20 protein-coding genes are annotated in these 20,336 nt (G+C 51.3%); 7 read left to right on the forward strand and 13 right to left on the reverse strand.

Annotated features, from left to right (window positions below):
- Nucleotides 1-362: 362 nt before the first annotated feature.
- The 9 genes from AC1DF0_RS29280 to AC1DF0_RS29320 all read right to left on the reverse strand — a co-directional run bounded on the left by AC1DF0_RS29280 (nt 363) and on the right by AC1DF0_RS29320 (nt 9,870).
- Nucleotides 363-572 carry a hypothetical protein gene (locus tag AC1DF0_RS29280; protein ID WP_442051030.1) on the reverse strand — a complete coding sequence of 70 codons (210 nt, stop codon included), beginning with the start codon at nt 570-572 and terminating at the stop codon, nt 363-365.
- A 67-nt stretch (nt 573-639) separates the two neighbouring features.
- On the reverse strand, nt 640-1,701 hold the full coding sequence (locus AC1DF0_RS29285; RefSeq protein ID WP_477576913.1) for a glycoside hydrolase family 76 protein: 1,062 nt from the start codon (nt 1,699-1,701) through the stop codon (nt 640-642).
- Nucleotides 1,701-2,780 (reverse strand): glycoside hydrolase family 76 protein, encoded by a 1,080-nt coding sequence (locus AC1DF0_RS29290; protein WP_477576915.1) that lies wholly within the window; start codon nt 2,778-2,780, stop codon nt 1,701-1,703. Before AC1DF0_RS29290 ends, AC1DF0_RS29285 begins: the two co-directional genes overlap by 1 nt.
- Nucleotides 2,777-3,934 (reverse strand): glycoside hydrolase family 76 protein, encoded by a 1,158-nt coding sequence (locus AC1DF0_RS29295; RefSeq protein ID WP_442051033.1) that lies wholly within the window; start codon nt 3,932-3,934, stop codon nt 2,777-2,779. Before AC1DF0_RS29295 ends, AC1DF0_RS29290 begins: the two co-directional genes overlap by 4 nt.
- Nucleotides 3,935-3,949: 15 nt before the next feature.
- A complete protein-coding gene (locus tag AC1DF0_RS29300) occupies nt 3,950-4,837 on the reverse strand; it encodes a carbohydrate ABC transporter permease (RefSeq protein WP_442051034.1) in 888 nt (295 codons plus the stop codon).
- A gap of 12 nt (nt 4,838-4,849) precedes the next feature.
- On the reverse strand, nt 4,850-5,737 hold the full coding sequence (locus tag AC1DF0_RS29305; protein WP_442051035.1) for a carbohydrate ABC transporter permease: 888 nt from the start codon (nt 5,735-5,737) through the stop codon (nt 4,850-4,852).
- 67 nt (nt 5,738-5,804) lie between these two features.
- Nucleotides 5,805-7,118, reverse strand: coding sequence for an ABC transporter substrate-binding protein (locus tag AC1DF0_RS29310; protein WP_442051036.1), 1,314 nt, complete (start codon nt 7,116-7,118; stop codon nt 5,805-5,807).
- Nucleotides 7,119-7,204: 86 nt separating this feature from the next.
- Nucleotides 7,205-8,497 carry a glycoside hydrolase family 125 protein gene (locus AC1DF0_RS29315; protein ID WP_477576979.1) on the reverse strand — a complete coding sequence of 431 codons (1,293 nt, stop codon included), beginning with the start codon at nt 8,495-8,497 and terminating at the stop codon, nt 7,205-7,207.
- A gap of 182 nt (nt 8,498-8,679) precedes the next feature.
- On the reverse strand, nt 8,680-9,870 hold the full coding sequence (locus tag AC1DF0_RS29320; protein WP_442051037.1) for a GntR family transcriptional regulator: 1,191 nt from the start codon (nt 9,868-9,870) through the stop codon (nt 8,680-8,682).
- Between the two features lie 210 nt (nt 9,871-10,080).
- Here AC1DF0_RS29320 and AC1DF0_RS29325 point away from each other — a divergent pair, with 210 nt between their 5' ends.
- Nucleotides 10,081-10,887 (forward strand): alpha/beta fold hydrolase, encoded by an 807-nt coding sequence (locus AC1DF0_RS29325; RefSeq protein WP_442051038.1) that lies wholly within the window; start codon nt 10,081-10,083, stop codon nt 10,885-10,887.
- 25 nt (nt 10,888-10,912) lie between these two features.
- Nucleotides 10,913-11,896, forward strand: a complete 984-nt coding sequence (locus tag AC1DF0_RS29330; RefSeq protein ID WP_442051039.1) for a sensor domain-containing diguanylate cyclase — start codon at nt 10,913-10,915, stop codon at nt 11,894-11,896.
- 248 nt (nt 11,897-12,144) lie between these two features.
- On the opposite strand, the gene AC1DF0_RS29335 is transcribed toward AC1DF0_RS29330, so the two are convergent.
- Nucleotides 12,145-13,425 carry an adenylosuccinate synthase gene (locus AC1DF0_RS29335; RefSeq protein ID WP_442051078.1) on the reverse strand — a complete coding sequence of 427 codons (1,281 nt, stop codon included), beginning with the start codon at nt 13,423-13,425 and terminating at the stop codon, nt 12,145-12,147.
- A gap of 121 nt (nt 13,426-13,546) precedes the next feature.
- Between AC1DF0_RS29335 and AC1DF0_RS29340 the strand changes: the two genes are divergently transcribed.
- Complete coding sequence (locus tag AC1DF0_RS29340; protein WP_477576921.1) at nt 13,547-14,440, forward strand: LysR family transcriptional regulator; 894 nt, start codon at nt 13,547-13,549, stop codon at nt 14,438-14,440.
- Here AC1DF0_RS29340 and AC1DF0_RS29345 read toward each other — a convergent pair.
- Nucleotides 14,437-14,940: a GNAT family N-acetyltransferase gene (locus AC1DF0_RS29345; RefSeq protein ID WP_442051041.1), complete on the reverse strand. Its 504-nt coding sequence runs from the start codon at nt 14,938-14,940 to the stop codon at nt 14,437-14,439. The genes AC1DF0_RS29340 and AC1DF0_RS29345 overlap by 4 nt on opposite strands.
- A 115-nt stretch (nt 14,941-15,055) precedes the next feature.
- Here AC1DF0_RS29345 and AC1DF0_RS29350 point away from each other — a divergent pair, with 115 nt between their 5' ends.
- Complete coding sequence (locus AC1DF0_RS29350; RefSeq protein ID WP_442051042.1) at nt 15,056-15,256, forward strand: LysR family transcriptional regulator; 201 nt, start codon at nt 15,056-15,058, stop codon at nt 15,254-15,256.
- 145 nt (nt 15,257-15,401) lie between these two features.
- The gene (locus AC1DF0_RS29355) at nt 15,402-15,968 is read left to right on the forward strand and encodes a GNAT family N-acetyltransferase (protein ID WP_477576981.1); all 567 of its coding nucleotides are present in this window, start codon (nt 15,402-15,404) and stop codon (nt 15,966-15,968) included.
- A 66-nt stretch (nt 15,969-16,034) separates the two neighbouring features.
- Here the strand turns inward: AC1DF0_RS29355 and AC1DF0_RS29360 are convergent, their stop codons facing one another.
- Together AC1DF0_RS29360 and AC1DF0_RS29365 are read right to left on the reverse strand one after the other, a co-directional pair.
- Nucleotides 16,035-17,813 carry a glycerophosphoryl diester phosphodiesterase membrane domain-containing protein gene (locus tag AC1DF0_RS29360; RefSeq protein WP_477576924.1) on the reverse strand — a complete coding sequence of 593 codons (1,779 nt, stop codon included), beginning with the start codon at nt 17,811-17,813 and terminating at the stop codon, nt 16,035-16,037.
- 116 nt (nt 17,814-17,929) lie between these two features.
- Nucleotides 17,930-18,427: an AAA family ATPase gene (locus tag AC1DF0_RS29365; RefSeq protein ID WP_442051044.1), complete on the reverse strand. Its 498-nt coding sequence runs from the start codon at nt 18,425-18,427 to the stop codon at nt 17,930-17,932.
- Nucleotides 18,428-18,704: 277 nt separating this feature from the next.
- Here AC1DF0_RS29365 and AC1DF0_RS29370 point away from each other — a divergent pair, with 277 nt between their 5' ends.
- Nucleotides 18,705-19,502 (forward strand): ABC transporter permease, encoded by a 798-nt coding sequence (locus AC1DF0_RS29370; protein ID WP_442051045.1) that lies wholly within the window; start codon nt 18,705-18,707, stop codon nt 19,500-19,502.
- Between the two features lie 9 nt (nt 19,503-19,511).
- Entirely contained in the window at nt 19,512-20,330 is an 819-nt protein-coding gene (locus AC1DF0_RS29375; RefSeq protein ID WP_442051046.1) for an ABC transporter permease, read from the forward strand.
- The last annotated feature ends 6 nt before the right edge of the window (nt 20,331-20,336 follow it).

The following is a 20,336-nucleotide window of genomic DNA, read 5'->3' on the forward strand; positions in this document are numbered from 1 at the left end:
AATATTAGCACTGACATAAATTGGCGTCAAGAACTATTTTTTTGCTTCTTACTTCCACGATTCCACCTTCTGGCGAAAGTATCGGATCGCTCGTTGCAGTTAGTGCAACAGAATCCCTTCAATCCATATTTCAGCTAGTGTTCGTTGCAGTAAATGCAACTGATTCGAGAGAAACGCACTTAATGAGGAGTGTTAACCGTTCATCCATTGCATTCCCTGCAACGAGGCCTCCCAACGGACGCTCTAAGGACGCATTCTGTTGCATAATGTGCAACGGGCGTATTCTCGTTCTCGTACCGCAAAAAAAGACTTCCCGCCTCGAACGGAAAGTCCCGCATTGATCTATACATATACCAATAAACTCAATTAGGACAATCGCTCTCAGCGAAAATATTGCTAAGGAACAAGTACAATTTGAGTGCTTTGTCGCGATCGAGCACAATTTCATTCTCAGCGGTAAGGTTATTGTCGTCACCAATGGTGGCGGCAATAATCCGTATTTCGCCAGTCTCTTTGTCGTAGGTCAGCACCGTCTCTACTCTATCGCCATGCGTGCGCGTTGCGGAATCCATATAATCGCAATCCTCCTCTTTCATTTCGGTATACACTATACCTATTCGAAGAGTACTAGATTTACGCCTATTGTTTTGCTAACTCCGCCATCGCTTCGAGGAGCATGATGCCGCTTAGCTGGACGCTCAATTGGATTGGCAGCAACGGAGGAGTCGACCATGATGGGCCGCACAGTTTCAACTCGCGATTAAGCCCCCGATCCCGCAGTGATGCGGCATTCGCTTCAATGACCGCGATGATGGCATCGCGTTCTGTTGGCGGAGCTACCTCGGCCATCTGCATGAGGTAACGGATCAAGATGCCTTTGAACAATCCCGTGTCGTCAATGCCTTCATCCGGCAGCAGCAGCGTCCCGGCATCGCAAAGTTCCGCAAAGCAGGCTCTCGTCGTACGGCAAGCTTCCTGCAAATACGTCTCATCGCGCGTTGCCAGATATAGCTMCACGCCCGCTCCGATGAAGACGCCTTGGCAATAGGTGAACTTCCAATCCTTATCGATCTGTCCGTCGCCAAGCCGGTTCATCCCGTCCCATACGAAACCGCTGGCGGGGTCTACCAAGTTATCGCGATTCCACTTATAGATTCGCTCCGCCCACGCCAGGTCTTCTTCTTTGCCATAGGCACGATACAGTCTAGCGGCAAGGATGGCGGCAGGCGCGTTGGCTGGAGTGTTTTTGTAATCGAGTTGGTCCTTCTTCCACGCCATGCCTCCGCCCATATGGCCGTTCCAAGCCGTCTTGATATCCTCCCACAGCTCCAGCACGTTTGCCAAATACGGCTCTTCACCAGTTGCTTCATAGGCGCGCAATAGGGCGAGCGCCGTCCACTCCATATCGTCGTAGTAATTGTGTTTGAAGGTGTCGCCGTTATAGGCATGAACCCCTTCCGCCAGCTTACTCAGCAGTTCCCTGTACGCCGCTTCTCCCGTTCGCTCCAAGCCGTCAATTAGAACATCCATGACATGCGCCTGCCACCAATAATAGAAGTTCTCTTCCCCGAAAGCTTTGACAGGCGGGTACCACTGATTCATCATCGCTAGCTCATCGTTCCAGTACCGGTCTCTCAAGGCAGCCTGCGCCTCATTCGCCAAGTCATTCCAAGCCGAAACCAATGGATCGGACAATTCCATTAGGCGAGCGCCTCCTCCCCAATAAGACCGGCAGCGTTCAGTCTCGTCGCCGCCTCGAGAAGCTTCACCGCGCTAAGCTGGACGCTCAGCGTTACAATGCCCTCTGGCTTCGCCGACCAGTCCGGCGAGAACAACACCGGCTCGCCCGTTCTGCCCTGCTCCCACAACAGCTTGGCGTTAGCAGCTAATGTATCGGCAACCGCCTGATCCCCTCCGCGGCTCTCAAGCGCAAGCTCCGTCAAATAGCGGACGTAGATACCTTTGAACAGCCCGCCGTCGCCTGTTTCCTCATCCGGCAACAGCTTCGTCGATGGGTGCGCAAGTTCGGCAAGGGATGCCGAAGCGGAACGCGATGCATCGGCCAAATACCGATCATCGCTCGTGATCCGGTATAATTCAACGGCAGCTCCGATGAACACGCCTTGGCAATACGTGAACTTCCAATGCTTATCGATCTGTCCGTCGCCGAGTCGATTCATCCCATCCCATACGAAGCCGGTGGCCGGATCTACGAGATTGGCTTTCTGCCATTCGTAAATCTTGACGGCCCATGCCAAATCCGACTCTAATCCGAACGCTTGATGCAGCCGCGCGGCGAGGATTGCCGCCGGAGCGTTCGCAGGCGTATTTTTATAATCAAGCTGCGACTTCTGCCATGCGATGCCGCCTCCCATATGCTCATTCCAACCCGTCTTGATATCCTCCCAAAGCAGGAGCGCGGCTTCCTTGTACTTCGCGGCTCCCGTCGCTTGATACGCGCGCAGCCATGCAAGCGCCATCCATTCCATGTCATCGTACAGCTCATTCGGCCATTCGCCGCCATTGCGTGCCAGCAACCCATCAAAAAATACGCTCAACCTCTCGGCATATGCCTCCTGGCCCGTGCGAAGATAACCATCCGTCAGGACGTCCGCGGCATGCGCCATCCACCAGTAATGAAAGATCGTGTTGCATGCGCCGTCCGGACACGGCGTCTCGATATTGTACATCCGTATCGATTCGTTCCAAAATAATCGCTCCAGCGCTGCCTGCGCATCATCCGCCCGATTCTCCCAAATCCCATGCTCTGCCTGATTCATTTCTCTCTCTCCTCCAGTCGCGCCCGTTGCTCCAGCAGCATAACGGCGCTTAGTTGCGTGCTAAGTTGTACAGCTTTCTCGGGTGTTTGCGCCCACGAATTACTGAAGCGTGCCTTCTCGCTATCCTTGCCATATTCCCATAAGCTTGCCGCATTGGTCTCCAGCAGCTCTATCCACGCCTCCGGCTCGTCGTCCACTTGAATGAGCTCTCCTAAATAACGAACGAATATGCCTTTGAACAATCCTCCGTCGCCGTCGCCTTCCGAAGGCAGCATGCCCGTAGCCTGACTGGTGAGCTCGTTAATCGCAGCAGCAGCCGTCTTCTTCGCATCCTGCAAGTAACGTTCATCGCCCGTCGCCTTGTACAGCTCGACCGCCGCGCCTATATAGACGCCTTGACTGTAAGTAAACTTCCAATCTTTATCGACTAACCCGTCACCCTGTCGATTAATACCGTCCCACACGAATCCGGTATCGGGATCGACCAGCGTCTCTTTCTGCCATTCATAGATGCGAGTCGCGAAGTCCAGCTCTTCCTTATCGTTCGTATGCTCATATAATCTCGTTGCCAAAATAGCCGCAGGCGCATTCGCAGGCGTATTCTTATAATTCAACTGCTCCTTGCGCCAAGCGATGCCGCCGCCCTGCTCCTCGTTCCAGCCGGTTTTGATATCCTCCCACAGCAGCTTCGCAACCTCCATGTATCTTTCATCCTTCGTCGCATCGTAGGCGCGAAGCCACGCAAGCGCCATCCATTCCATATCGTCGTAATAATCGTTCGGATAGACGCCGGCATTCCGCTCCGCAATGCCGTCATACATTCCGCTTAGCAGCTTCGCGTACCGCTCATCGCCTGTGCGTTCATATCCGTCAACCAGCACATCAACGGCATGCGCCTGCCACCAATAGTTGAAAGGGTCGGTACATAACTGCGCGATGCACGGAGAGACATTGTCATACAAACCTCGGCTCTCATTCCAGAACGAATCCGCCAGCTCCGCTTGCGCGAGATCGACCCTCTCCTGCCATACGCCATCCGCGGTGCCGCCGCCGAACGGCTTCCATACTCCCGCCGCCCATAGGCTTCCTCCAGCTAGCAGAGCGACCAGAACAAGACAGGATGCGGTTAGGAGAACAACTTTCCGTGAAGCCATAGCCGTGTTATCCCCCTATCCCTTGATTCCGCTGAACGCGATCCCTTGAATGAAGTAACGCTGCAGTAGCAGGAACATAATGAGTATCGGAAAAATAGCGACGAGCGCCCCCGCCATCATCGGACCGTAATCGGTCTGATAGTTGTACGAGAAAGCCTGCAGCCCCATCTGAATCGTCGCTTTGGCGGGATCGTTAAGAACGATCATCGGCCATAAGAAACTGTTCCAGCCCGCTTGGAAGGTGAAGATGCCTAGCGTAGCCAAGGCGGGTTTCGTCAGCGGCAAATAGATGCGCCAAAATATCCTGAACTCGCCAGCCCCTTCAATGCGCGCCATTTCCATCATGTCGCTTGGCAGCGTAAGGAAAAACTGCCTCATGAAGAACACTGCAAACGAACCGGACGCACCCGGCAAAATAATGCCCCAGAACGAATTCAGCAGCCCGTTGCCTCCGGCTCCGAACAAGTCGTTGCCGCCGAACAACGGCAGATGCTTCAGCACGTAGACGCTCGGTATCATCGTAACGATGCCCGGAATCATCATGGCGGCCAGCAGCACGCGGAACAAAGGCTGACTCAGCTTGAACTTCAGCTTCGCGAACGCGAAGCCCGCCAGCGACCCGAAGAACAAATTCATAAGCACGCCCGATGCGGCAAGAATGAGCGAGTTCGAGAAGAACAACCCGAAGGGTACAGTCGTGAACGCTTTGACATAATGCTCGAACGTAATGTCCGTCGGGAACCACTTGATCGGCATCGAGAATATATCCGAATCCGGCTTGATCGACGTCAGGACGCTCCAATAGAATGGCAGGAACATGACGACCGCAATACCGATACAAAGGATGTAATAAGCGAGCTTGCGGGCCACTCGCAGGGTTGCCGTACTTCCGATGGTATCCATCGCTTCTCCTCCTTATACGACAGACTCTTCTGCCTTGCTGATTTTCATATTAATAAGCGAGAAAATAAGGATAGCCATGGCAAGCACGAATGCCTGCGCCGAAGCGTAACCCATCTGAAGCTGATTGAATCCTTGCTGATAAATCAGATAGACAGGCGTCTTCGTGACGTTCGCGGGACCGCCCTGCGTCAACACGAATGCTTGATCGAACAACTGCAGCGCTCCGATGATGGACATCGTGCTGACGAGGAAAGTCGTCGGTCTCAGCTGCGGCCATGTAATGTAACGGAAGCTATCCCATTTCGTAGCTCCGTCCAGTTTGGCCGATTCGTATAAGTATTCCGGCACGCCTTGCAGCCCTGCCAAATAAATAATCATGTTCGAGCCGACGGATTGCCATAACGTCAGCATAATGATCGACATCATCGCCGTTTCGGTCTGCGCTACCCATGCAGGACCGGTTATGCCGATAGAAGACAGCAGCCCGTTGACGAGCCCGTATTCGGGATGAAGCAGCCAGATCCATACGGTAGCCGCAGCCACCGCGGATGTTAAGGTCGGCAAATAATTAAGCGTCCGGAACAGCTTGACGCCCCGCCAAGCGCGATTCATCAGCATCGCAAGCGACAACGAGATTATAATGTTCAGCGGGACGAATATGACGGAGTAAATAAGCACGTTTTTGAAAGTCGTCCATAACAGAGTGTCATCGATCAGCCGTTTGTAGTTGTCGAGGCCTACCCAATCTTTTTTGCTAATAACGTCATAATTCGTAAAGCTAAGATAAAGCGCCATGAAGACGGGAATGACCGTGAATACGATGAACAGCAGCATCGTTGGCGTAATGAATAGATAAGCCGTTCGCGCTTGATGCCGTTCAAGCTTTTTCATGGAAGCCATGGGGAATACCTCCTTCTTAGCGGAACGAAGAAAGGGAGGACCTCCTCCCCCTCTTCTTCCACGCCGATTATTTCACTTCGTTATCCTTGAGCAGCTTATCGCCTTGCGACTGCGCTTTGGACAGCGTATCCTCGATACTTTGCTTATTTTGTTGAAGCAGCTGCAGGTTCGGCGTCAATGCATCGCCCTCCATGACGGAGTATCCTGGATGCTGCGGACGAATCTTCGCGAACTCCAGCGTTTCTAAGATTGGCTTCCAGAACGGATCGTCCTGGAAGAACGGATCTTCAAGCGCCGGCTTGAAGCCCGGGATGTTGTAGCTTGTTTTTGCCCATAGCAGCGCATTCTCTTTGTTCGCCGTCCACCACTTGATGAACTCCCAAGCTTCCGCTTGATGCTTGGAGCCCTCCGGAATAACGAGGCCGAAGCCGCCCATGACGCTTGCCTTGTCGCCATTCGGTCCCGCAGGAGGCGGCACGATGCCGAAGTCGAGATCTTTGCCGTATTTCTTGTAGGTGCTCAGCATCCATGGTCCTGTATACTGCATCGCCAGCTTCCCTGTTACGAAAGCGTCCGTGCCTTCGCCAAGCCCTTGCTCGAAGCCGACTTTATACACTTTATCCTTGTTCAGCAAGCGATCCCACAGCTCTAGTACCTGCTTCCCTTGCTCATTGTTGAAGTTCGTCTTGCCGTCCTCCGTGAGCATTTGGCCGCCCGCTTGCTGCAGATACATGTTGAACAGACCGTTATCCCCTAGGGAGAAGCCCGATACTTCAAGCTTGTTGCCGTTCCACTTGGTCAGCTTAGCCGCAGCAGCTTCAAGCTCTGCCCATGTTGTGGGAGGCTCAACGCCCGCTTCCGCTAGAAGCTTCTTATTATAAAATAAAGCGCGAGCATCAACCGTTAGAGGCAAACCGTATAATTTATCTCCATATGAGAGCTCTTTGAGTGATTCTTCGTAAAACTCGCCGCGAGCCAGACCGTCCTTCTCCATGAATTCGTCGATCGGATGCAGGACGTTCTTCGGTGCGTACAGCGATGTGCGCCATCTATCCCAGAACAGAATGTCCGGCGAGCCGCCGGAAGTCGCTGCCGTTAGAAATTTCGTGATCATATCCTGCTGCAGCACGTACTTGACCTTGATCTTGTCTTGCGATTTGTTGAACGCGTCAACCATCGTCTCGAACTGGATCTGTCCTTCGCCGCCCCAGTCGCCCCAGAACGTTAACTCCACCGCGCCTTTGCTCCCGCTGTCTCCTGCCGGCTTCTCTGTCTCATTGCCGCTTCCCGAATTGTTCGAACCTGCGTTATTGCCGCTGCAGCCGGCAAGCACGGCCGTCGTTGCCAAAGCGATCGTCCCCATCTTGAACCACTTCTTCATTAGAACTAGCCTCCCTTGAATCTCTAATGGTTTTCGTTCTCTCATTTATTTATGTTATAAGAGGATTGCTCCCCGTCTAACCGTCGTTACTTGCGTACACGAATCCCGCATACGTCAAGCACAAGCTCGCAAAACATCATGTTTGCCCACGAGAACCAAGGCCGGGTATAGGCAGCCGGGTCATCGGCGTGAAAGCCTTCATGCATAAAGCCCGTTCCAGCATCGGTATGCGCCATAAGATCGAGCAGTCTTTCCTTCTCCGCTTGCTCCTTAGCCGTTAATCCCTGCATCGCCAGCGCAATCGGCCATATGTACCTCTCCGGCGTATGCGGACTTCCGATGCCTGACGCGGCCGTTCCCTCATAGTAGTAAGGGTTATTCGCGCTTAGGACAAACCTGCGCGTATTTTCATAGATCGGATCGTCCGCCGAGGCATAACCGATGTATGGAATAGAGAGCAAGCTTGGAACATTGGCGTCATCCATCAAGTTGTATTGACCGAGGCCGTCCGTTTCGTAAGCGTAAATCGTACCGAACGACGGGTGTTCCACCTTTGCGTATTGTTCAATCCCTTGATGGATCTCGTCGGCAAGCTTCTCGGCGCGTTCCGCCAACTCATTGTCATTCATCACATGCCGCGCGATCTCTGCCAACTGGCGAAGAGAAACAACAGCGAACATGTTGGATGGAATCAAATAGCCGAATTGACAAGCATCGTCGCTTGGACGAAATCCCGACCAGGTCATTCCCGTTAGAGCAACCGGCGTCCCTCTGCCCTCACGCGGAAGCGTATCGGAGGCGGGACATCCGAATCGTTCAAACGAATAATTGGAAGCGTTCTCATGATTCTGTTCAAGCGTCCACAGCTTTAGGATTTCCTCTGCCCCATTCCGGAAAGACTGTCCGAATTGGGAGGTTCGGTCCGTGTTTTTCCATAACAGGTAACTCAATTGAATCGGATAACATAAGGAATCGATCTCGTATTTCCGCTCCCATATCCAAGGGGTCATCTTCGTCTTATCCCCATGATGTCCCTTGCCGCTTGCCTCTTCATTGAAAGCATTCGCATACGGATCGTGAATTACGTACCGGAATTGCCTTTCTACCAAACCTTCGATCATATCGGCAATCTCTTTCTCCCCAGCGGCAGCGAGCAAGAACGGCCGCACTTGAGCAGCTGAATCACGCAGCCACATAGCTGGAATATCACCTGTTATAACGAATGTGGTGCCGTCCTCCTCGCGTCTGATGGTTGTATTCCACGTATTGGATAAGCATTGCTCGAACATGGCCGCAATCCGTTCGCGATGCGGCAGCTTCTCCCTTACGGTTGCAATTAAAGCCTTCACCGATTCGGGCAACCGCTTCTCGGTCGTCATCTCCATCTTGCTCCTCCGTTCTGCACTGTATAATAAACCGCTTTCATGTAGCTAGTATATTAGTATGTTAATGGTATGTCAATAACTGATTTTTTATCGTGAATTAGTATGCTAATATATTAATGCGATTAAAAAGAAAACCCCCACCGCGATGCGATGAGGGTATAACAATCAAGCTCTGTCTATATCCGGTTAGGCGCCTCGCCTGTCGATTGCCCAATAACAAGCTTGGCGTCCAAGGTGACTTTGTTATTGGTGACCGCTTGCCCCTCCTTAATCCTAAGGACATGCTCAATCGCCAGCCTCCCCATCTCCTCTTCGTTCTGCCGCATATGTGTGAACGCATAGGTTCCCCCGAGATCGGTAGGCGGACTGTCGAAGCAAATAACGGAAATATGTTGCGGAATGCGCATACCTAACCGCTCGATTGCCGCTCTGGCCAGCAGCGCAATATTGTACTCAATAGCGAATACAGCCGTAATGGATGGATTGTTCCGCAGATGCTCCATTAACCTTAGCACGTCACGCTCTACATTATCGTCATCGCGGAAGGAATCGGGCAGCGTAGAGAACAAATCGGCTACCCACAGCTCCTTGTCCACCATAATGCCCTGCTCCGCATGCGCCTGAATGAAGCCCTCGATTCGGTCCTCAACGGCCGACGTGTCGGTTGGCGGAGGACAGAGGAAAGCGATATGCCGATGGCCGAGACCGAATAAATACTCGGTCGCCACGCGGGCTGCCGTCACGTTGTCCGTGCTGATAGAAGCAGCGGCAACCCCTTTCAGATGGCGATCGACGAGCACAAGCGGAAACTTGGCAATAACCAGCTTCAGAATCTCCGCGTTGAAATATTCGCCCTGTGCCGGGAACACGATTAGTCCGTCTACGCCCATCTTAAGCAGCTTCTGTATCGATTCTTCTTCATTGTCGGGAATGCCGAACGAACGACGCAGCACCAGGAAACAGTCATTATCCCTGGACGCCTGTTCCATGCCGTAGATCAAGCCCGTTCCATAGCTGTTGCCAAAGTCGGTAATGACAAGCCCGATCGTCGTGCAATCGTCCCTATTCGCGGTACTGCCCGCATTTCTCGGCAGTTGGCTTGCAGAAGGTTCGGAATCTGCAGCCCCCGTCTCTCCAGATGGATCCAGCACGAACGAGCCTCGGCCGGGTATTCTGACGATAAGCTTCTCGCCAGCCAGCATCTCAAGCGCCTTCTTGCTCGTAATACGGCTGACGCTGTACTCATCGGCCAGTTCCTTCTCCGACGGTATTCGTTCGCCAGCCCCATATTCCTTGCTTAATATTTGGTTTTTCACCGTTTCAAAAATTTTCTCGTACATCGGCTTCGATGAAGTGTCGTTCGCCATTCCTATACCTCCAAACTCCCTGTCCTGCTCTCGTTTTTCCTTATATATTAGTTTTATCACATAATGATATATCATGCTATATTATTTTTAGATTTGACGGTTATGCCGATAAATCTAATGGAGATGAATGGAGAATCTTCTCCATTATTCGTGTTTTTCCGCTATAATGTGAGAGAAGCAACTACCTCAGGAAAGAGGGAGACTACTACTATGACTTTAGATGTTCTCGTACGTAACAACGTGAAAGTATTAGGAGAAGGAAGCCGAACCATCGTGTTTGCCCACGGCTTTGGCTGCGACCAACACATGTGGCGCTATATCGTCCCTGCCTTCGAACAGAATTATCGCGTCGTCCTATTCGATTATGTAGGCTCGGGCAAATCCCAAATTAACGATTATGATTCGACCAAATATAACGATTTGCAAGGCTATGCCCAAGATGTACTGGACATTATGGACAGGCTCGAGCTGCGAGATACGATCTTTGTCGGCCATTCCGTAAGCGGCATGATCGGCATGTTAGCTTCCATCCGGAATCCCGAATATTTCGAGCAAATCGTCATGCTTGGACCTTCTCCTCGCTATGTCAACGACCTGCCCGATTATTATGGAGGCTTCGAACGCAGCGATATTGACGAATTGCTGAGCATGATGCAGCTGAACTTCATCGGTTGGGCCAGCTACTTGGCACCCATCGTGATGCAGAATCCGGAACGGCGCGAGCTTTCCGAAGAGCTGGAGCAGAGCTTCTGCTCGAGAGACCCTCATATTGCCCGGCAGTTCGCGGAAGTAACCTTCCTCTCCGATTGCCGTACCCAGCTTGAGCTCGCTTCGATTCCGTCACTTATTCTCCAGTGCGCGGACGACAGCATCTCACCGGTTGAAGTAGGTCAATACTTGCACGCGCATCTCAAGCACAGCACGCTTCGGCTAATGACTGCCAAGGGCCATTATCCTCAACTAAGTCATCCTGAGGAAACGATTCAGTTCATTAAGCAGTATTTGGCCAGTGCGTAGCGGAAATACGTGGAGGAACGTTAACATGGATATTCAATTAGAAACAGCCCCTTGCGGCTATTTCTCGATCTTGGACACGGGAATCGTTCAATCCGTTAATCAAACGCTGCTCAATATGCTCCTGCTGAAGCGTGACGAGCTGCTCGGCCGTCATATTGAAACAACGATGTCCGTCACGAACAAGCTTTTTTTTCACACTTACTTCTATCCATACATTCAGATCAATGGACATGTGAATGAGATGTACTTGTCATTCCGAACAAGCGACAACCAGGAAGTACCCGTGCTGCTAAACGGCGTTCGCCAAGAACGTGGCGGACAGACCGTCATCGATTGCGTTGTCGTTATGATGCGTAAGCGGATTGAGCATGAGAAGGACGTTCTGCAGACGAAGGAAAGGCTGGAACACCTGTACCAGGCGACCAACGAGGCGAACAAGCAGCTCGAACGGCTGCATGAAGAGTATGAGACCAAGCAGCAGGAATTAATGCGGATCAACCATGAGCTCGAGGTTAAGGCGTCGACTGATCCGCTGACCGGGCTGCGGAACCGCCGATACTTCCAAGAGAGCCTGCAGAAGCTCATTGCTGAATATCAAGAGACACGGCAGCCGTTATCGCTGCTCATTATCGACATTGATCATTTTAAACATATTAACGATACATACGGCCACCCGGTTGGCGACTTGGTGCTGTCGGGTTTGGCTCGCCTGTTGCAGCGCTTGTCGCGCGAAGGGGATGTTCTGGCCCGTTTCGGCGGCGAGGAATTCGTAGCCCTATTGCCGGGCGTGGAGCAAGACGAAGCGATAGTTATCGCGGACAATATTTGCCGTACGGTAGCTAAGACCCCTTTGGACAATTACCAGATCACCATTAGCATCGGCATATCGACCGTAACGGATACAGATACCGAGCAAACGTTGCTTCATCAAGCCGACTTGGCTCTCTATCAGTCCAAAGCCGGCGGAAGAAACCGCGTGACGCATGCCGCACATTCGGCAGAGAGCTAGCCTCGTTCATAAGACGCATCTAGGAAACGCAAGCTAGTCATATTAACTGGAATTTTTCCCGTTATTAATAGAGATATTGCCCTTCACATTCAAATAGTTGGAATTACTCCCGTTAATACAGGCCTGATTGCGATAAACTCGTATAATCAGTCCAATTAACAGGAGTTTTTCCCGTTATTGCTTAAATTCAAGGTTCGATATAGATATTAACGGGAGTTTCTCCATCTATTATCCCGCGCCTGCGTCCCTTAGCGAATAATAACCTGTTCCCGCCCCGGGCCGATGGACACCGTCGTAACCTTAACCCTGATGTTCTCCTCGATAAATAGAACGTACGCTTTAGCCGCTTCCGGCAGCTCGTCGAAACTCCGTACGCCCGATAGATCACTTCGCCAGCCTGCCAAATGCTGCAGGATTGGCTTCGCTCCTTGCAGCTTGCCCGTAGACGGAAACTTGTCTGTAACTGTACCGTCCTTCAACTCGTATGCCGTACATACAGGAATCGTGTCGAGGTAGCCAAGCACATCGAGATTAGTAAGTGCCGCCTCTGTAGCCCCTTGTATCATACAGCCGTACCTTGTAGCAACGACATCGAACCATCCCATGCGCCTCGGACGTCCTGTTGTTACGCCATATTCGCCAGCGTCGCCGCCGCGGCGTCTGAGCTCGTCCGCTTCCTCTCCCTCAATCTCGGATATGAAAGGACCTGCCCCGGCACAGCTGGAATATGCCTTAACAACGGCGATCACATCCGTTACGGCTCGTACAGGTATGCCGCTGCCAACCGGACCGTAGCCCGCAATCGTCGAAGAGGAGGTTGAATACGGATAAATGCCGTGATCGGGATCACGAAGCGCGCCGAGCTGCCCCTCCAGCAGGATATGCTCCCCATTCCTGCAAGCCTCCTGCAGCATGTCAGTCGTATCGCAGACGAAGGGCCGAATCCATTCCGCCTCCTGCTGCAAGCCGTCCAGCAAAGCTTCTTCTTCAATGGGCTCAACTCCATATAAATGCTGGAGCAGTACATTTTTCGCAGCTAAGGATTGCTCAAGCTTCTCCCGTAATCTAACCGGCTCGAATAGGTCAGCAACTTGGATACCCAGCTTCGCGAACTTATCCGCGTAGAAAGGCGCTATACCTCGCTTCGTCGAGCCGAATCCTCGTCGCCCTAGCCGCTCCTCCTCCAGCTCGTCGAACAGCCGGTGAACGGAAAGCACGACCTGCGCCCGCTCCGATACATGCAGGCTTGGCTTCGGCACGCCTCGCCCGATAAGCGCCTCGTACTCTTCCCTCAGCTTGCCAATATCCAGCGCAACTCCCGGTCCTAGCACGTTATGGACTCCAGGGTAGAACACCCCGGAAGGCAGCATATGCAGAGCAAACTTTCCGTAGTGGTTAATAATCGTATGCCCCGCGTTGCTGCCTCCCTGATAGCGAACGACATACCCGGATTGCGCCGCCAGCATATCCGTGATTTTTCCTTTCCCTTCGTCTCCCCAGTTAGCTCCTACGATTGCCGTTACCGCCATGGAATCCGCCTCCGCCGCGTCAACGACGCGCTTGTATTTGGTTACATCCCCCATTATAATTACGCTTATTACATAAATAAAATTAATATTAGTAATATATGATATAAGGTGAGGTAATGACATGGACGTTAATTTGGAATGGTATCGCGTATTCTACCGGGTCGCTAAGACTGGCAGCTTAACTGCGGCAGCGGAAAAACTTCATATTACGCAACCGGCGGTGAGCCATACCATTAAACAATTAGAGGAGCGAATGGGAGGGGCTCTATTCTTCCGTACGTCCAAAGGCATAAGGCTAACAACTGAAGGCGATGTTCTGCTTCGGTATATCGAACAAGCTTTCCTGAATATCGAGAGCGGTGAACGCGCCATTGCGGAGATGAATCAGCTTCATAGCGGAGAAATTCATATCGGAGCGAGCGATACGCTGTGCAACTATTATTTGTTGCCGTATCTGGAGCAATTCCATGAGAGACATCCCCATATCCGCATTCATATCACGAATCGGACGACGCCTGAGACGCTGTCGCTGCTTAGACAAGGGAAAATCGACTTCGGCATTGTCGGCTCGCCCGCTCCGGATAAGCAAATCCATTTTCGCAGAACCGCAACGATTCACGATTGTCTTGTCGCCGGCAAAGGCTACGAACATTTGGCCGGCACGCCTCTCGGCTTAGATAACATAGGCCAGTATCCATTGCTGATGCTTGAACCGGGCTCAAGCACACGGACCTATATCGATGAGTTTGCCGTAGCGAATGGCATAAGGCTCAGCCCCGAGATTGAGCTCGGCAGCATCGATCTGCTTGTTCAGTTCGCCCTTCGCGGCTTCGGACTTGCATTCGTTATTCGCGAATTCATTCAAGAACGGTTAAAGCGCGGCGAGCTCTTCGAGCTGCCGCTCCTTCCGCCGCTGCCTGAGCGAAGCATTGGCGTCGCTTCACTCCATGGCGTGCCGCTATCGTCTGCTTCGAAAGCGTTCCTTGCTTTATTACCCAGCTATGATGATGCCTAACTGAACAGCTTGTAATACATAACGGTTGCATCCAGACCACCGCTCGCCGATCTCGCGTAATGCGGGATGATTCCGGCCTGTACGTAATTAAGCGAACGATAGAGCAAGTTCGTCAGATCACCCTCCCTCGTATCGAGAACGAGCAGCGATCTCTCTTCCTGTATGGCGCGCTGCTCTGCTGTCTGCATCAGCTTACGGCCAATCCCCTTGCGCCTATAATCGGGATCTGTCATCAGCTTCGCGATTTCGGCGCGATGGAGTCCGTTCGGCTTCGTACATAGATGGAGCTGTACCGTACCGACGATTCGTTGGTCGTGCTTGGCAATGAAGAGCCTTACGTCCGGCCGGAGTACGTTTCTCCAATAGTCTACCGCCTCCTTATCGGCAAGCGGCGGTAAGAAGCCCAGCGACGCTCCATCCTCTACGACTGCTTTAAGCAGGATAGACAGCTCCTCCAGAATGTCCTCGATTTGCATGACCTGTTCAAATGTAACTTCCATATGCAATCCCCTCTCTTCGAAACGTATAGAAAGATCATAAATCCGTGATTATAATTTGTATAACGAATCTTTCTTATTACAATAATCGATATTTTGAATAATAGAGGTGTGCAAGATGGACATGTCACAGTTGGAAGCTTTTCTGGCGGTTAGCCAAACGCTTAATTTCACCAAAGCCTCGGAGCACTTGCATATTTCTCAATCCGCCGTTACGGCCCGGATCAAAGCGCTGGAGAGCGCTGTCGGGAAACCGTTGTTTCTTCGAGACAACCGCAATGTAAGCCTGACGCAAGCCGGCGTTATGCAAGTTATCTGACTGATAAAGCGAACGATGCCAGTGTAAAATCAGCACTAGAGCTGCTCGGCGTACACGGGGCAAACAGTGTTATCTAGCAAAAGCATAGTAGACGGCCTATCCAAATATTAGTATAATTTATGAAATGTTTAACTGAACGGGAGGGATAGCTTTGATACTTACACTACAGACGGATCGTTTGCTGCTGCGGCCCTTCGAAGGAGCCGACGCCAAGCAAGTACAGCTGCTGGCAGGCGACAAAGATGTAGCCAGCACAACGCTGGCCATCCCTCACCCCTACCCGGATGAAGCCGCGGAGCAATGGATTGAAGCTTCTCGGCAAGCGTCCGTTCAGGGAGACCGTCATGTCTTCGCCATTGTTCGTCAAGAAGATTATGTCCTGCTCGGCAATATGACCCTTGGCATCACTAAGCATCATAATCGAGCGGAGCTTGCCTACTGGATGGGTAAGCCGTACTGGGGACTAGGTTATGCGACGGAGGCGGCACGCAGAGTTGTGCAATTCGGCTTCGAAGAGCTGGCGTTGAACCGTATCCACGCCGCTGCCATGACGAGAAATCCCGCATCCTATAATGTAATGATAAAGGCCGGCATGAAGTATGAAGGCACTTTCCCGCAGCATATTAAGAAATGGGAGCAATATGAGGATCTCGTCTTTTATGGCCTGAATAGGTCGGACTGGAGCCTGCTCCGTCTCAACGCCGACCTTTAATGAACAAAAGAACCGCAAGCCTCTTCACGGAGAGCTGCGGTTCTTTTGATATAACACTTGAATCCATTATAGGTTAAGCTCGACGATTGACTGGGCTCGAACCGGGTAATCGGTTATGATTCCGTCGATTTGGAATTTGAGCACTTCCTTCATATTGCTCCTGCTGTTCACCGTCCAAATCCATAGCTCGCGCCCCGCGCCATGCACCCGCTCGACGAGCTGCTCCGTCAGCATGACTTTCTCGATCGTATAGAAATCAACGTCCAGCGCCGACAAGTCGCCTAACGCAAAATATAAGATTTGCCCGATCTTAATACCGGGTGCAATCGCTCGAATTTGCTGCAAGGTATGGCTGTCGAACGATTGAATATAGACGTCCTCTTCCATGCCAAAATATTTCACGAGACCTACAACGCTTCTCACCAGCTCCTCGCTCGGACCGTAAGGCTTCAGATCCAGCAGCAGCTTAATCCGTCCCTGCCCCTCGGCGAGCGCTTCGCTAAGCGTCGGAATGTGAATAACGTCCCCGTTCTCATCTCTGCCGATCGCAATTTCGCTCAGCTCCACATAGGTAAGCTCGGATACGCGTCTCTCCACGCCAGACACTCGCTTCAAATTATAATCATGATTCAGAACCGGTACGCCATCCTTCGTCAGCTGCACGTCGATCTCTACCGATTGGATGCCTTTATCAATCGCCGATGTAATCGATGGAATTGAGTTTTCCGGCGCATCCTCCGTATCCCCTCGATGGGCGGAGATCAGTACGCTCCACTTGGCATAGACGAGATTGTCATTTGCCTTGAAGCCTAGAAATAACGCCACACACAAGTAAACAGCAGCGGCGACCAAGTAAATCAGCCTTGTCTTGCTTCGTCCCTTCTCCCGCATATACGAAGATATTTGTTCTTCCAACCTTCCCAGCCGACTCCGATATACGCGAACTTTATCCAACGGCATTACGCCCTTAGAACGCCCGAAGGAATAGAACAGCCGAGTCAGAAAGATCATATTAATCGGCAAGAGCAGCAGCGTCAGCATATATGTAAGAATGGTCGAAACCGTAAGCGAATAATGGGCGGTGAACACTTTTAGCACATTAATATCAAGCCATGAAGGCAACAGCGACAGCGAGCGGATCGACACAAAGCCCAATCCAAAGATAGCCGCATTCAGCAAAAATAACGAGAAGAAAAGCTGCAGCCTTCTCCCCCGCGTCAGCACGAGACTGCTTCGAATCGCCTCCGTAATGGTCTTGCCCTCCAGCATCATGAAATGCAGTACGAATATCCAGCGCAGCACCGTGTACAAGGCAGCCAGGAGCACTAGAATATAAACAAAGGTCATTATGAATGAAGCCGACAGTACTTTGCTGCGCAGGAAGATCGGCACGTTGAACAGCGCGTAAAACGACGCGGACAACGGCGAGTCGATGAAAGGGATCAGAACAAGCAGGAAGACGAACAGCTGCACGATACCGAAACCGAACAGGCGCGGCGTCTGGCGAAGCGTCGTCAGAAAGGCATCCATAATCGCCACTTCTCTGCCGAAGTACCTCTGCTGCACCATAATGATAAGCACGCATAGTTCAATGAATAAGGCGAAGGACGCGACGAGTCCAATCAGAATCAGTCCAAGAACACCTTCATAGCTGACTCCCAGCCGATACACCTCGCCATTGAGCAGCGAGCCTGAGCCGACGACCGTCAATATCCGGTTGAAAATAAACGTAATAACGGGAATGATGACCGAACTCGTCAGCAGCATATATAAATACTCGAAAAGAAGCAATTTCGGGTACGAGGCGCGAAAATCACGAATACTTTTGCCTAGTAGCCTCATCATGGCCATTCATCCTATCTATGCACATAATAATCGGCGCGTCAGCGCCAGCTATTTCAATTATAGCTGTAGAATGACCATTTTACACGATGAACCTGCTTTGATGCCAATGAACCGCGTTAATTCCGCTCAACCCAATGTTTAAGCACCCACTCCTTGATTTGAAACGCGACGATCGGCGTAGGTGTATCTGTGGTATCGACTATAGGCTGCAAAGATAACATCGCTTCTTCAAACATCCTGCTGGCGAAATCGTTTGCGGCTGTAATGCCTTCTTCCGTCCACACGTTGCGAGCTGTTAATCGTTTCGTCCGTTCTGCATTGCTGCAATGCAGAAGCAAATAATGCACGGAATCGAATCTATGGAAATAATCGCACAGCTCAAGGTTATACGCTTGGGGGATGACGCCGAATAAGACAGTACAGTGTCCACTTAAACTATTAAAATAAGCTATTCTAATCCAGTTGTTGCAAGCGGCTTGATAGTCGCCCTTCACCACGATGGAATCCATATCATACACATTGAATCCGGCTCCCATCATACTTCTAAGTACCGGTACGGTCGTTGTTTTTCCAGATCCGCTTAATCCCGTAACAATAAACAATGAATGCGTCATTATTATTCCCCTCTGCTCTTTCGCTCATCTCCTGACGAAACGGAGTCCTTATGATATGACATGCTATGCGACACGAAAGGACAAAGTATGGGCTAATAAGAGAACCGCTTAGAAAAAAGAAAAACCGCAAATCCCACGATCGGGGACTTGCGGCGCCTATATGGTAAATAATCAATAACAAATAATTATAATAAAAATATCCGTAGCCTAATTCTTTTACATATATTAATATATTAACATTATAATTTCTTATTACGCGGCATTCGAGGGGGTTCATATGCTTCAAGCTTATTGGTACATAACGAAGATGAGGCTTCTTACCAATCTGACTTATCGTTTTGAAGTATTCACCGCTGTAGCCACCAACCTCATTCTCACGCTGGCATCCGTTTTCCTATGGCAGACCGCCTACAAAGGCGGCACCGGAGCCGTCGAAACGCTCAGCTTGCAGGATGTAACGACTTACACCATTCTAGCGATTACACTCTCGACCATCTTCGTTTGCGACGTACAGAACACGATTTATTACAAAATAAGAGAAGGACAGATCGTCACCGACTTTTATCGCCCCATTCCGCTTCTAGCTTGCTACCTCGCCGACGACATCGGCGATATGCTCAGTTCATTCATGAACAAAGCGCTTCCGCTCATCGTATTTGCTTCCATCTTCTTCGGGATCCCTTGGCCCGCTTCCTTCCAAAGCTTCCTCCTCTTTCTCCCGAGCTGTCTGCTAAGCTATGCCATTCTGTGGCTGCTCAGCGCGCTCGTCGGACTGATCGCGTTCTGGGTCATGGAGCTCGGCAATATGGGGATGGTCAAAGACAGCATCGTTCGCGTATTATCCGGCAGCATCATACCGCTATGGTTTTTTCCCGACAGCGTCCAGACCATCTCGAAGTTTTTGCCCTTTCAATACACGTACCAGACACCGCTCGGCATTTATATCGGCAATACGAACGCAGGCGATGCTTTAGTCGCTATGACCGTCCAAGGCGTGTGGGTCGTTATCCTCTATCTCTTCCTTGCTGCCGGATGGGCGCGCACGAAGAAAAAAACATTAATCCAAGGAGGATGATGACCCGATATGGTCTCCTCGATTAAGCACTATGTATCCGTCGCTTCCTGCTTCGCTCGCCTGGCCGTTCAGCGGCAGCTGGAGTACCCGCTTTTCTTGTTCAGCTGGCTGCTTATGATCCCTATTCAATATTTCTCCGGCATTTGGATGCTGAAGATTATCGTCGACCGGTTTCAACCGCTGAACGGATGGGATTTTCCCCAGCTTACGTTCCTGTATGGACTCGGACTGATTAGCCACGGCATCTTCGTCGTCTTCTTCATCAATACATGGAGTATCGACCAAATGGTCATTAACGGCGGCTTCGATCGTCTGCTGCTGCGGCCAATGAACGTGTTCTTCCAGCTCATAGCAAGCTATGTGAACTTTATCGGACTCATTGATTGCATTCCTGGCGTTATTATATTCATCTATGGCTGTGAAATAGCCGGTTTCGAATGGTCGCTGGTCAACGTCGGCAAGCTCATTCTTGTGCTGATCGGCGGTATTCTGATTCGGGCCGCCCTGTTCACCAGCTTGGGCGCGATTGCTTTCTGGACGAAGCGGAACGGCTCCATGGTAGGCTTTGCCCTTACCATGCTTGAGCGCGCAACAATGTACCCGCTCAGCATGTACCCTTATTTTCTGCAAGCGCTATTTACTTTCGTCATTCCGATCGGGTTCATCAGCTTCTACCCCGCTGCCGAGTTTCTCGGCACGGATAACGGCGGTCTTGAACTACCGCTTAGCTTTGCGCTTTGGACGCCTGCGGTCGGATTGGCATGCTTCTTGCTCGCGAGCGTTATTTTTAGATACGGCATGAAAAACTACGAGAGCGCAGGCTCATAGGGGGAC

Source organism: Paenibacillus sp. 05T425, assembly GCF_056396205.1.